Below are 12,669 nucleotides of genomic sequence, written 5' to 3'. Positions count from 1 at the left end.
GACACTGACATCACGCTTCGTCACGGGTGAGCGCCAGCAGCCGGTCCAGGACCCGGGGGCCGCCGGCCCGTACGCCGTCGTGCTCGAACTCGTCGGTGACCCAGGTGCGCAGGCCGCGGACGGCGCGGGCCGTGGCGAGGGAGTGGGCCGTGTCGACGTACATGTCGTCGTGGTAGACGGCCGCCGCGACCGGTACCTCGTTGGCGGCGAGGCGCGCGGAGTCGTACAGGGGTGTCCAGTCGGTGCGGGCGGCGAGGAGTTCGGCGGTCTCGCGCAGGGGGCGCAGGGCCGGGTCGCAGTCGAACATCCAGGGGTGGATGGTCTCACCGGTGAACAGCAGCGGGCCGTCGCCCGCGAGGGTCTTGGCCGCGTCGAACTGCGGGAATTCGGCGCGGACGCGCTCGGCGGACCAGGCGGTGGGGCGGGCGTCCTGGCCGTAGATCGCCTCGTGGACGAGGGCGTAGAGGGGGTGGCTCGCGTACGACAGCAGGCCCTGGGCCTCCTCCTGGAAGGCGTCCGAGAGGGCCGGGCCCTGCGGGGTGCGGACGAAGGCGTTCTCCAGGAGGTAGTGCAGGCGGTGGCTGCCCTCGCTGCCGCCGAGGAGGATGCCCAGGGACTGGAAGGCCTCGGCGGTGAGCCGGTAGCCGTTCGGCAGGACGACGTTCTGCGCGAGGAGGTGGTCGGCGATACGGCGGGCGCGCTCGACGTCCTGCGGGTAGCGGGCGTAGTGCGCGCCGACCTTGCGCTCGATGCGCGGGTAGGCCGCGCGGTAGACGTCGTCGGCGTGGGCGTCGAGGGACGGCAGGCCGCCGGTGATGACGGCGGCGGTGAGGCCCTCGGGGGCGGTGGAGAGGTAGTTGACCGTGCAGAAGCCGCCGAAGCTCTGACCGAGGACGGTCCAGGGGGCACCGCCGGTCACCTCGCGCCGGATCGCCTCGCAGTCGCGGACGATCGCGTCGGCACGGAAGTGCGTGAGGTAGTCGGCCTGGGCGGCGGGGCCGCCGCGCAGCGGGAGCGTCTGGCGGTTGGCGGGCGTGGAGTGGCCGGTGCCGCGCTGGTCGAGGAGCAGGACGCGATACTCCTTGAGCGCGCGGCCGAGCCAGGCGCCCTTGCCGACGAAGCGGTTCGCGCCGAAGCCGGGGCCGCCCTGGAGGTAGACCAGCCACGGCAGGTCCTGGGGCGCCTTGTCGGTCGCGACGACTTCACGGGCGTAGAGCTCGATCGACTCCCCCGTGGGGGCGTCGTGGTCGAGGGGCACGGTGAAGTGGCGGTCGGTGAGGACGACGCCGGGCTGGCGGTAGCTGACGGTCAACAGGGCTCCCGGGACGGAGGGTTTTCGGGCCGCGTCCCAGTTCAGCACATGTTCGTCCGCCGACCGAGCCCCAGGATCATGAAATCGTACTGAATCGCGGATCAGTGGGCGCGGATCCGGAGCGTCCCGGAATCAGCGGGCCGACAGGCTGGACCGGCGCACCACCAGCTCGGGCTGGAGCACGACGCGCCGGTGCTCGTGCTTCGCCGCGGTGTCCTCCTCCGTCTCCTCCAGCAGCATCTCCGCCGCGAGGGTGCCCATGGTGACCGCGGGCTGGCGTACGGAGGTGAGGGGGACGGCCGCGGCGGCCGCGAACTCGATGTCGTCGTAGCCGACGATCGCGAGGTCGTCGGGGACGCCGACGCCCGCCGCGTACATGGCCTGGAGCACGCCGAGGGCGAGGAGGTCGTTGGCGCAGAAGACGGCGGTCGGGCGCTCGGCGAGGCCGAGCAGACGGGCGCCGGCGTCCCGGCCGGCGGCGACGTCGAGCCGCTCCGTGGGCAGCTCGCGCAGGTGCTCGGGGCCGAGGCCGGCCTCCTCCAGCGCCTTCAGGGCGCCGATGCGACGGTCGCGGACCTGGTTGAGGCCGGGCGGTCCGCTGACGTAGGCGATGGAGCGGTGCCCGGCGTCGACGAGGTGGCGTACGGCGAGCGCGCCGCCCGCAACGTCGTCGACGGAGACCGAGCACTCGGTGGTGCCCTCAGCGACCCGGTCGACGAGGACGAAGGGGATGTTGTGCCGCCGGAACGTCTCGATGTTGCGGCCGGTGGCGTCGGCCGGGGTCAGCAGGACGCCGCGCACCCGCTGCTCGGCGAAGAGCGACAGATAGTCGGCCTCCTCGCCGGCGCTCTGCCCGCTGTTGCAGACCATCACGCCGAGCCCGGCCTCGCGCGCGGCCCGCTCGGCGCCGCGCGCGACGTCGACGAAGAAGGGGTTGCCCATGTCGAGGACGAGCAGCCCCATGATCCGGCTGCGGCCCGCGCGCAGTTGGCGCGCGGACTCGCTGCGGACATAGCCCAGCCGGTCTATTGCGGACTGCACGCGCGCCCGGGTCTCGGTCGCGACCGTGTCCGGACGGTTGATGACGTTCGAGACCGTGCCGACGGAGACTCCGGCGGCGCGGGCGACGTCCTTGATACCCACCGACTGGGTCATCGGTCAGGGACCTCCAGAAAGATGTGGACTGCGTGGGGCCGCGGGAAGGCACATTACCGTCATGCCGCCCACAACAGCTGCGATCAGGCAGGCAGGCGGAAGTTGAGGTTGCGCAGCGCCGAGGGCGTCGTACCGCTGGACTTCTCCTGGTACATGATCGACAGGAAGTTGTCCTGCCCGACCCGGGTCTCGTCGATCACGACCTCGCCGAAGGCGTTCAGCCCGGCGGTGACGCCGTCGTACAGCACCGACCAGTCCGTGTACCCGGAGGCCTTGGAGGCTCCGGCGATCCGGCAGAAGGGGAAGATCGCGTACGCGTTGTCGTACTTGTCCAGGATCAGCTTGGTGCGCTGGCTGGAGTTCAGCGGAACCGGGATCTCCGTCTTCTGCCACGCCCCCGAGGAGTTCTTGCGGACGTGGAAGGCGCGGCCGTTGGCGGTGCGGTCGGCGACGTAGTTGGTGGTGCACTGCCCGAACCGGCCGGGGACGTAGCTGATGATCGCGTGCGGCAGGCCGGCGGAGTCGGTGAACTGGCTCTCCTGGTTCATCAGGGAGTGGTCCGGGTTGATCGCGTCGATCACCAGGCCGCTGTCGGTGACGGCGACCTTGTCGGAGCCGCCGGTGGTGCCGACCACCGCCCCCGCGTTGTTGCGCCAGGTGCGGCCGCGGTCGTCGGAGTAGACATAGCCGGTGTCGTGGTTGGTGATGCCGCCACCGTTGCACATCACGGCGCCGTTCTGCTCACGCCAGGTGAAGAACGAGTGCAGGCGCCCGTTCTTGTCGTAGTCGATGCCGTGCAGGTACATGTTGCGGGCCGTGGAGGAGCCATGCTCGCTGGTGTACGTGCCGGTGGAGCTGCTCCACTCGCCGAGGTTGGTCCAGGTAGAACCGTCGTACTCGGCGAGGGCGTTGCGGCCGTTGCCGGAGACGGCGACCCGGTAGCTGAGCTGCAGCTTGCCGTCGGGGGTGGAGACGAACTGCGGGTAGGTGAACTGCGAGGTGAGCGCGAGGCCGTCCAGGGTGGACTGGGGGGCGCCGAAGCGGCTCGCGACCCAGCTCAGGCCGGCCGGGTTGTCCATCAGGCCCGCGACCGACTTGACGTAGGTGAAGCCGTCGCTGTGCGAGTCCATGTTGAGGTGGAGGCGCCCGTCGACCTTCGAGATCCCCATCGATATGACGTTGTGGGAGTCGTTGTAGCGCAGGGTGTGGCCGACCTTGACCGTGGACCAGGTGGTGGCGCCGAGGGTGCGGCGGCCGACGACGGCGTTACGGTCGGCGGTGTACCAGACGGCGTACTGGTAGCCCTTGTAGGTCAGCAGGCCGTTCTTCTGGAAGGCGTTGTTGTTGACCAGGCCGTCGTACGACACGAAGAAGATGGCCTGCGTGTCGAGGGTGGTGGTGCCGGTCAGGGTGAGGGACGGGCCGGGGTCGGCGGCCCGCGCGGTTCCGGAGGCGAGGGCGGGGGTCATGACGGCTCCGGCGAGTGCGGCTCCCAGCAGGGTGCGTCTCTTCATCTCGGGGGACTCCATTGTCGGCGAGAGGCGGGGAGGGGGACCACGGGGGGCAGAACGGGGGGTGTGTCAGGCGAGGTGGAACACCTCGGTGAGCGGCTTCATCGCCTCGTCGGGGCGGGCCCCGTCGAGGGACTCGAAGAACTCGCCCATCTCGGCCTGCCAGCGGGCGTTGACCTCGGTGGCCTCCATACCGGCCTTGGCGGCCTCGAAGTCCTCGGTCTCCAGATAGCCGACGAGCAGGCCGTCGTCGCGCAGGAAGAGGGAGTAGTTGTGCCAGCCGGTGGCCGAGAGCGCTTCGAGCATCTCCGGCCACACGGCTGCGTGGCGTTCGCGGTACTCGGCGATCCGGTCCTCGCGGACCTTGAGGAGGAAACAGACGCGCTGCATGAAGTACCAGCTCCCGCAGGGGAAAGAGGGGCTCAGAAGTTGAAGTCGTCGATGTTCTTGGCGTCGAAGACGGTCGGCTTGCCGAGGCTGATCACGCCGTCCTTGCCGATGGTGTACGTGGTCTCGCCGGCCTTGAAGGTCTCACCCTCCTTGCCGGTGATCTGACCGGAGACCAGGGCGACGGCGGCACGGGCGGCCAGATCGCCGAGCTTCGCCGGGTCCCACAGCTCGAACGCCTCGACGGTGCCGTTCTTGACGTACTTGCGCATGTCGTTCGGGGTGCCGAGGCCGGTCAGCTTGACCTTGCCCTTGTACTTGGAGCCGGACAGGTACTGGGCGGCGGCCTTGATGCCGACGGTGGTCGGGGAGATGATCCCCTTCAGGTTCGGGTACTCCTGCAGCAGGCCCTGGGTCTGCTGGAAGGACTTCTGCGCGTCGTCGTCACCGTAGGCGACCTTGACGAGCTTGACGTCCTTGTACTTGGGGTCCTTGAGCTCGTCCTTCATGAAGTCGATCCAGGTGTTCTGGTTCGTCGCGGTCTGCGCGGCGGACAGGATCGCGATCTCGCCCTTGTAGCCGATCTGCTCGGCGAGCAGTTGCACCTCGGTGCGGCCGAGGTCCTCGGCGGACGCCTGGGAGACGAAGGCGTTGCGGCAGTCGGCGGTGGTGTCGGAGTCGTAGGTGACGACCTTGATGCCGTTCTTCATGGCCTGCTTGAGCGCCGTGCACAGGGCGCCCGGGTCCTGCGCGGACACGGCCATCGCGTCCACCTGCTGCTGGGTGAGCGTATTGACGTACGACACCTGCCCCGCGGTGTCGGTCGCACTGCTCGGCCCGACCTCCTTGTAGCTGGAGCCCAGCTCCTTCAGCGCCGCCTCGCCGCCCTTGTCGGCGGAGGTGAAGTAGGGGTTGTTGACCTGCTTGGGCAGGAAGCCGACGGTCAGGCCCTTCTTGAGCTCGGCGTTCGGGTCGGCCTTGCCGGCGGTGGCGGCCGAGGTCCCCTCGTTCTTAACGTCCTCCTTGGTCGTGCCGCCGCACGCGGTGGCGGCGAGGGCGAGGGAGGTGACGGCGGCGAGGGCCGCGCAGGTGCGGCGGAGGGATGACTTGCGCATGGTGGGAGTCCTTTACGAGGAAGGGCTGAGTTACGAGGTCGGAGTCGAGGCGGCTCTACGGCCCGCCCTCGCTACGGAGATCTGGCGCGCGACCCTGGGGCCGAGCACGGAGAGGACGAGCAGGACGCCGGTGACGACGATCTGCGACTGGGCGGAGACGTCCTGGAGGCTCATCACGTTCTGCAGCGCCCCCAGCAGGAACACCCCGGCGATGGCACCACCCAACGTGCCTTTGCCGCCGTCGAAGTCGATACCGCCGAGCAACACGGCGGCCACGACGGAGAGTTCGAGGCCGGTGGCGTTGTCGTAACGGGCACTGGCGTAGTGCAGCGCCCAGAAGATGCCGGTGAGCGAGGCCATCAGGCCCGTCACCGTGAACAGGATCAACTTCTGCCGCTTGACGCGGATACCGGCGAACCGCGCGGCCTCCTCACTCGCGCCGGTCGCGAAGATCGACCGCCCGAACGGGGTGGCGTGCAGGACGACCACGGCGATCGCGAGCAGGACGAGGAAGGGCAGGAAGGCGTACGGGATGAAGGTGTCGCCGATGCGTCCGGCCGCGAAGTCGAGGTACTGGGTGGGGAAGTCGGTCACCGCGTCCGAGCCGAGCACGATCTGCGCGATGCCCCGGTAGGCGGCGAGGGTGCCGATGGTGACGGCGAGGGAAGGCAGCCCCAGCTTGGTCACGAGCAGGCCGTTGATGAGCCCGCACACCACACCGAGCAGCAGACAGATCGGAATGATCGTCTCGATCGTCATGCCCTGGTTCCACAGCGCGCCCATCACCGCGCCCGAGAGACCGGCGGTGGAGGCGACCGACAGATCGATCTCGCCCGAGACGACCAGGAGCGTCATGGGCAGCGCGATCAAGGCGATCGGAAGGGTGTTCCCGATCAGGAATGACAGGTTGAGCGCGTTCCCGAAACCGTCGACCGTTGCGAAGGACAGCAGCAGTACGACGATGAGGAGGGCGCCGACCACCGTGTCCCAGCGAACGGCGCGCGCGAGCGACGAGTCAGCCATGGCGGGCGTTCCTCTTCTTCAGGGCGGAGGCCACCCGCAGGGCGACGATCCGGTCGACCGCGATGGCGAGGATGAGCAGGATGCCGTTGATGGCGAGCACCCAGACGGAGCTGACGCCGAGGGCGGGCAGCACGCTGTTGATGGAGGTCAGCAGCAGCGCGCCGAGCGCCGCGCCGTAGACGCTGCCCGACCCGCCGGTGAAGACGACGCCGCCGACCACGACCGCGCTGACGACGGTGAGTTCGTAGCCGTTGCCGGTGCCGGAGTCGACGTTGCCGAACCGGGCCAGGTACAGCGCGCCCGCGAGTCCGGCCAGCGCACCGCAGAAGGTGTACGCGGCGAGGATCCGCTTGCGCACCGGGATGCCGGCGAGGCGGGCGGCCTCCGGGTTGGAGCCGAGGGCGTACAGCTCGCGGCCGCTGCCGAAGTGCTTGAGGTAGTAGGCGGTGGCCACCAGGACGACGAGGGCGATCACCGCCAGCCAGGGCACGGCGGAGATGCCTCCGGAGCCGAAGTCGACGAAGCCGTCCGGGAGGTCGGCCGCGGTGATCTGCCGGGAGCCGACCCAGATGGAGTCGATGCCGCGGATGATGTAGAGAGTGCCGAGGGTGACGACGAGGGCGGGCACCTGGCCGAGGCTGACGAGCAGGCCGTTCAGCAGACCGAAGCCGATGCCCATCACGATCGCCAGGAACACGGCCACGACCGGGTTCCCGCCGCCGTGGAGGTAGGTGCCGGCGGCGAAGGCGCTGATGCCGAGCGTGGAGCCGACCGACAGGTCCACGTTCCTCGTGATCACCACCAGGGACTGGCCCGTGGCGACGAGCACGAGGATCGTCGCGTTCAGCAGGAGGTCCTTGATGCCCTGCTCGGTGAGGAACTCGCTGTTGCCCAGCTGGGTGACGACGATCATCACCACGAAGACCAGCAGGATGGCGAGTTCGCGCATCTTGAAGACACGGTCGACGAGGCGGGTGCCGCTGGACTTGGTCACCTCGGCGACGGGTGCTTGGTTCGGGGTGGTCACCGTCATGCGGCGGCCCTCCCGGTGGCTGCGGCCATCACGGTTTCCTCGGTGGCTTCGGAGCGTGGGATCTCGGCGGTGAGGCGGCCCTCGTGCATCACCAGCACGCGGTCGGCCATGCCGAGGATCTCGGGCAGATCGGAGGAGATCATCAGGACGGCCACACCGTCGGCGGCCAACTCGCTGAGCAGCCGGTGCACTTCGGCCTTGGTGCCGACGTCGATGCCCCGGGTGGGTTCGTCGACGATCAGCACCTTGGGGCCGGTGGCGAGCCACTTGGCGAGGACGACCTTCTGCTGGTTGCCGCCGGACAGGGTGTTGACCGTGTCGGCGATCCGGGCGTACTTGACCTGGAGCTTGACGGCCCAGTCGAGGGAGCGGCTGCGTTCGGCGCCGCGGTCCATCAGGCCGGCCTTGACGGTCGTACGGAGCCCGGTGAGGCCGATGTTGCGCTCGATGGACATGTCCATCACCAGACCCTGGGCGCGCCGGTCCTCGGGGACGAGGGCGAGGCCGGAGGCCATGGCGGTGGACGGGGCGCCGTTGGTCAGGGCCTTGCCGTCGACGGAGACGTCACCGGCGTCCCAGCGGTCGATGCCGAACACGGCCCGCGCGACCTCCGTGCGGCCGGCGCCGACGAGCCCTGCGAGGCCGACGATCTCTCCGCGCCGTACATCGAAGGAGACGTCGGTGAAGACGCCCTCCCGGGTCAACCGGCGTACGCTCAGGGCGACTTCGCCCGGCTTCACGTCCTGCTTGGGGTACAGCTCGTCGAGGTCGCGGCCGACCATCCGGCGCACCAGGTCGTCCTCGGTCATGCCGTCGAGGGGCTCGCTGGCGATCCAGGCGCCGTCGCGCAGGGTGGTCACCCGTCGGCAGATCTGGAAGATCTCCTCCAGGCGGTGCGAGATGAACAGGACGGCGGCGCCCTGTTCGCGCAGGGTGCGGACGACCCCGAAGAGGCGGGCGACCTCGCTGCCGGTGAGGGCGGCGGTCGGCTCGTCCATGATCAGGACGCGGGCGTCGAAGGAGAGCGCCTTGGCGATCTCGACGATCTGCTGGTCGGCGATGGACAGGCCGCGCGCGGGGCGGTCGGGGTCGAGTTCGACGCCGAGCCGCTGCATCAGGGCCAGGGTCGCGGTGTGCGTGGCCTTGTGGTCGATGCGGCCGAGGGCGCGGCGCGGCTGGCGGCCCATGAAGATGTTCTCGGCGATCGACAGGTCGGGGAAGAGGGTCGGCTCCTGGTAGATCACGGCGATACCGGCGTCGCGGGCGTCGCCGGGGCCGTGGAAGACGACGGGGGCACCGTCGAGCAGCACCTGGCCCGCGTCGGGCCGGTGCACGCCGGCGAGCGTCTTGATCAGGGTCGACTTGCCCGCGCCGTTCTCTCCGGCGAGGGCGTGCACCTCCCCGGGGAACAGCTCCAGGGAGACGTCCCGCAGGGCGCGGACCGCGCCGAAGGACTTCGAGATGTCCCTGAGCGCAAGAACCGGGGCCGGACCCGTGGTGGACGGGTGGGTCATGGGGGCTCCTCGACGACGCCGGCGGGACGGCCCTCACGGCGTCGTGAAAGGTTTCAACTTGGTTGCCGGGACGTTAGGCATGGAGCGCATGTCACGTCAATGGGTCCGTGTCGAAAAGATTTCGATGAACGAAGGTCGCGGTCGGGCTACGAGAAACAGCCTCAGTCGTGGGGGTTGACACCCCTTCGGGGGACTCATACGTTCCCGTCTTGAATCGTTTCACAGTGAAGCCGTTCAACCGACTTTCCGTCCCGACGTCACAGGAGCCCTCAAGTGACCGAGCTCGCCGCGGTGAAGGCCGCACTCAAGACGCAGGCAGTCGAAACGCCGTCGTGGGCGTACGGGAACTCGGGGACGCGGTTCAAGGTGTTCGCGCAGTCCGGAGTTCCGCGGACGCCGCGGGAGAAGTTGGACGACGCCGCGAAGGTGCATGAGTTCACCGGCGTCGCGCCCACCGTCGCCCTGCACATCCCTTGGGACAAGGTCGACGACTACTCGGCGCTGGCCAAGTACGCCGAAGAGCGTGGCGTGAAGCTGGGCGCCATCAACTCCAACACTTTTCAGGACGACGACTACATGCTGGGCAGCATCTGTCATCCCGATGCGGTGGTGCGGCGCAAGGCCGTGGACCATCTGCTGGAGTGCGTCGACATCATGGATGCGACCGGCTCCGCCGATCTCAAGCTGTGGTTCGCGGACGGTACGAACTATCCGGGTCAGGACGACATCCGCGCTCGGCAGGACCGCCTGGCGGAGGGGCTGGCCGAGGTGTACGCGCGGCTCGGCGACGGGCAGCGAATGCTGCTGGAGTACAAGTTCTTCGAGCCGGCGTTCTACACGACCGATGTGCCGGACTGGGGGACGGCGTATGCGCACTGCCTGAAGCTCGGGACCAAGGCGCAGGTCGTTGTCGACACCGGGCATCACGCGCCCGGGACCAACATCGAGTTCATCGTCGCGACGCTGCTCAGGGAGGGGAAGCTCGGCGGGTTCGACTTCAACTCTCGGTTCTATGCCGATGACGACCTGATGGTGGGGGCCGCCGATCCGTTCCAGCTGTTCCGGATCATGTACGAGGTCGTGCGTGGGGGTGGGTTCACGCCTGACGTGGCGTTCATGCTCGATCAGTGCCACAACATCGAGGCGAAGATTCCGGCGATCATCCGGTCGGTGATGAACGTGCAGGAAGCCACGGGGAAAGCGCTGCTGGTCGACCGGGAGGCGTTGGCTGTGGCGCAGGCTTCCGGGGATGTGCTCGGGGCGAATGCCGTGCTGATGGATGCGTACAACACGGATGTGCGGCCGTTGCTGGCCGAGGTGCGGGAGGAGATGGGGCTGGATGCCGACCCCATTGCCGCGTACCGCCGGTCCGGGTGGGCCGAGAAGATCGTGGCCGAGCGGGTTGGGGGGCAGCAGGCCGGGTGGGGGGCGTAAGCGTCTGCCGGGATCTGGCCCGGTGCGGACTGCGGGGCCGTTGTGGCTGGTCGCGCCCACGCGGCGGAGCCGCAAATTGATACAGCCCCGCGCCCCTAGGTAAGTGCACTCCCCCTCTCTCATAAGGACTGAAGTTCATGGCAACCCATCCTGAAGCCGCCGCCCTCCTCGCCCGGTCCCGTCGACTCGGCTCCGATGCCCGCAACACCAACTACGCCGGCGGCAACGCCTCCGCCAAGGGCACCGACATCGACCCCGTCACCGGCGGTGATGTCGAGCTGATGTGGGTCAAGGGGTCCGGAGGCGACCTGGGCACACTCACCGAGGCCGGGCTGGCCGTGTTGCGGGTGGATCGGATGCGGGCGCTCGTCGATGTCTATCCCGGTGTCGAGCGCGAGGACGAGATGGTCGCCGCCTTCGACTACTGCCTGCACGGCAAGGGCGGGGCGGCTCCCTCCATCGACACCGCGATGCACGGGCTTGTCGAGGCCGCGCATGTCGATCATCTGCACCCGGACTCCGGTATCGCGCTCGCCTGTGCCGCCGATGGGGAGAAGCTCACCGCCGAGTGTTTCGGTGACACGGTCGCGTGGGTGCCCTGGCGGCGGCCCGGGTTCCAGCTGGGGCTGGACATCGCCGCGATCAAGGCCGCCAACCCGCAGGCGATCGGCGTCGTCCTCGGCGGGCACGGGATCACCGCGTGGGGTGACACCGCGGAGGAGTGCGAGCGGAACTCGCTGCACATCATCCGGACCGCCGAGAAGTTCTTGGAGGAGAAGGGGAAGGCGGAGCCCTTCGGGCCCGTGATCGAGGACTACGCGGCTCTCGGCGCCGTCGAGCGGCGGGAGCGGGCCGCCGCCCTCGCCCCCGTGATCCGGTCGTTGGCCTCGCAGGACCGGCCGCAGGTCGGTCACTTCAACGACTCCGAGGTGGTCCTCGACTTCCTCGCCGGCGCCGAGCACCCGCGGCTTGCCGCCCTCGGTACCTCGTGCCCCGATCACTTCCTGCGCACCAAGGTGCGGCCCCTGGTCCTGGATCTGCCGCCGACCGCCCCGCTGGACGAGGTCATCGGCCGGTTCAAGGAACTGCACGCCGAGTACCGCGAGGAGTACGCCGCCTACTACCGGCGGCACGCGCTGCCCGACTCCCCCGCGATGCGCGGCGCCGACCCGGCGATCGTGCTCGTGCCGGGCGTCGGCATGTTCAGCTTCGGCAAGGACAAGCAGACCGCCCGGGTCGCGGGTGAGTTCTATGTCAACGCCATCAATGTGATGCGGGGCGCCGAGGCTGTTTCCACGTACGCGCCCATCGAGGAGTCCGAGAAGTTCCGTATCGAGTACTGGGCCCTTGAGGAGGCCAAGCTCCAACGGATGCCGAAGCCCAAGCCGCTCGCGACGCGGGTCGCGCTGGTGACGGGTGCCGGGAGCGGGATCGGGAAGGCCATCGCGCATCGGCTCGTCGGCGAGGGGGCGTGTGTGGTCGTCGCGGACCTCAATGGCGACAACGCCCAGGCCGTCGCCGACGAGCTCGGAGGGCCGGACAAGGCCGTCGCGGTGACGGTGGACGTCACCTCGGAGGAGCAGATCACCGGCGCCTTCAAGGCGGCCGTGCTCGCCTTCGGTGGTGTGGATCTGGTCGTGAACAACGCCGGTATCTCCATCTCCAAGCCGCTGCTGGAGACCTCGGCCAAGGACTGGGACCTGCAACACGACATCATGGCGCGCGGTTCCTTCCTCGTGTCGAGGGAGGCGGCGCGGGTGATGATCGCGCAGGAGCTGGGCGGCGACATCGTCTACATCGCCTCCAAGAACGCCGTCTTCGCCGGGCCCAACAACATCGCCTACTCCGCCACCAAGGCCGACCAGGCCCACCAGGTGCGGCTGCTGGCCGCCGAGCTGGGTGAGCACGGCATCCGCGTCAACGGGATCAACCCGGACGGTGTCGTGCGCGGGTCGGGGATCTTCGCCGGTGGGTGGGGGGCCAAGCGTGCCGCCGTGTACGGGGTCGAGGAGGAGAAGCTGGGTGAGTTCTACGCCCAGCGGACCATCCTCAAGCGCGAGGTGCTGCCCGAGCATGTCGCGAACGCCGTCTTCGCCCTCACCGGCGGGGACCTGACCCACACAACCGGGCTGCACATCCCGGTCGACGCCGGCGTCGCGGCCGCCTTCCTGCGGTGAGCGTGGAC

General features: G+C 69.1%; 10 protein-coding genes. 2 read left to right on the top strand and 8 right to left on the bottom strand.

Going from position 1 to position 12,669, the window contains the following annotated elements:
• Positions 1-10: 10 nt before the first annotated feature.
• The 8 genes from BLU79_RS34215 to BLU79_RS34180 all read right to left on the bottom strand — a co-directional run bounded on the left by BLU79_RS34215 (position 11) and on the right by BLU79_RS34180 (position 9,050).
• Positions 11-1,312, bottom strand: coding sequence for an alpha/beta fold hydrolase (locus tag BLU79_RS34215; RefSeq protein ID WP_093909999.1), 1,302 nt, complete (start codon positions 1,310-1,312; stop codon positions 11-13).
• A gap of 132 nt (positions 1,313-1,444) precedes the next feature.
• Positions 1,445-2,467: a LacI family DNA-binding transcriptional regulator gene (locus BLU79_RS34210; RefSeq protein WP_093909866.1), complete on the bottom strand. Its 1,023-nt coding sequence runs from the start codon at positions 2,465-2,467 to the stop codon at positions 1,445-1,447.
• A gap of 83 nt (positions 2,468-2,550) precedes the next feature.
• A complete protein-coding gene (locus tag BLU79_RS34205) occupies positions 2,551-3,981 on the bottom strand; it encodes a BNR repeat-containing protein (RefSeq protein ID WP_093909865.1) in 1,431 nt (476 codons plus the stop codon).
• A 66-nt stretch (positions 3,982-4,047) separates the two neighbouring features.
• Positions 4,048-4,368, bottom strand: a complete 321-nt coding sequence (locus tag BLU79_RS34200) for an L-rhamnose mutarotase (RefSeq protein ID WP_007386537.1) — start codon at positions 4,366-4,368, stop codon at positions 4,048-4,050.
• A 32-nt stretch (positions 4,369-4,400) separates the two neighbouring features.
• The gene (gene rhaS / locus BLU79_RS34195) at positions 4,401-5,480 is read right to left on the bottom strand and encodes a rhamnose ABC transporter substrate-binding protein (RefSeq protein ID WP_093909864.1); all 1,080 of its coding nucleotides are present in this window, start codon (positions 5,478-5,480) and stop codon (positions 4,401-4,403) included.
• A gap of 30 nt (positions 5,481-5,510) precedes the next feature.
• The gene (locus BLU79_RS34190) at positions 5,511-6,503 is read right to left on the bottom strand and encodes an ABC transporter permease (protein WP_093909863.1); all 993 of its coding nucleotides are present in this window, start codon (positions 6,501-6,503) and stop codon (positions 5,511-5,513) included.
• On the bottom strand, positions 6,496-7,536 hold the full coding sequence (locus tag BLU79_RS34185; protein WP_093909862.1) for an ABC transporter permease: 1,041 nt from the start codon (positions 7,534-7,536) through the stop codon (positions 6,496-6,498). Before BLU79_RS34185 ends, BLU79_RS34190 begins: the two co-directional genes overlap by 8 nt.
• Entirely contained in the window at positions 7,533-9,050 is a 1,518-nt protein-coding gene (locus BLU79_RS34180) for a sugar ABC transporter ATP-binding protein (RefSeq protein WP_093909861.1), read from the bottom strand. The genes BLU79_RS34185 and BLU79_RS34180 overlap by 4 nt, the downstream gene beginning before the upstream one ends.
• 273 nt (positions 9,051-9,323) lie before the next feature.
• On the opposite strand from BLU79_RS34180, the gene rhaI reads away from it, so the two are divergent.
• Both rhaI and BLU79_RS34170 read left to right on the top strand, forming a co-directional pair.
• Positions 9,324-10,484 carry an L-rhamnose isomerase gene (rhaI, locus tag BLU79_RS34175; protein ID WP_093909860.1) on the top strand — a complete coding sequence of 387 codons (1,161 nt, stop codon included), beginning with the start codon at positions 9,324-9,326 and terminating at the stop codon, positions 10,482-10,484.
• Between the two features lie 137 nt (positions 10,485-10,621).
• A complete protein-coding gene (locus tag BLU79_RS34170) occupies positions 10,622-12,661 on the top strand; it encodes a bifunctional aldolase/short-chain dehydrogenase (protein ID WP_093909859.1) in 2,040 nt (679 codons plus the stop codon).
• Positions 12,662-12,669 lie beyond the last annotated feature (8 nt).

This window comes from Streptomyces sp. cf386 (genome assembly GCF_900103585.1).
Taxonomy (GTDB): domain Bacteria; phylum Actinomycetota; class Actinomycetes; order Streptomycetales; family Streptomycetaceae; genus Streptomyces.
Note: the sequence above shows the minus strand (reverse complement) of the source record. Positions and strands in the feature narration are given on the sequence as shown.

Bases quoted from the DNA above. Each gene is read 5' to 3' on its own strand.
- BLU79_RS34210 (WP_093909866.1), bottom strand. From the start codon at position 2,467: ATGACCCAGTCGGTGGGTATCAAGGACGTCGCCCGCGCCGCCGGAGTC.
- BLU79_RS34205 (WP_093909865.1), bottom strand. From the start codon at position 3,981: ATGAAGAGACGCACCCTGCTGGGAGCCGCACTCGCCGGAGCCGTCATG.
- BLU79_RS34200 (WP_007386537.1), bottom strand. From the start codon at position 4,368: ATGCAGCGCGTCTGTTTCCTCCTCAAGGTCCGCGAGGACCGGATCGCC.
- rhaS (WP_093909864.1), bottom strand. From the start codon at position 5,480: ATGCGCAAGTCATCCCTCCGCCGCACCTGCGCGGCCCTCGCCGCCGTC.
- BLU79_RS34190 (WP_093909863.1), bottom strand. From the start codon at position 6,503: ATGGCTGACTCGTCGCTCGCGCGCGCCGTTCGCTGGGACACGGTGGTC.
- BLU79_RS34185 (WP_093909862.1), bottom strand. From the start codon at position 7,536: ATGACGGTGACCACCCCGAACCAAGCACCCGTCGCCGAGGTGACCAAG.
- BLU79_RS34180 (WP_093909861.1), bottom strand. From the start codon at position 9,050: ATGACCCACCCGTCCACCACGGGTCCGGCCCCGGTTCTTGCGCTCAGG.
- BLU79_RS34170 (WP_093909859.1), top strand. From the start codon at position 10,622: ATGGCAACCCATCCTGAAGCCGCCGCCCTCCTCGCCCGGTCCCGTCGA.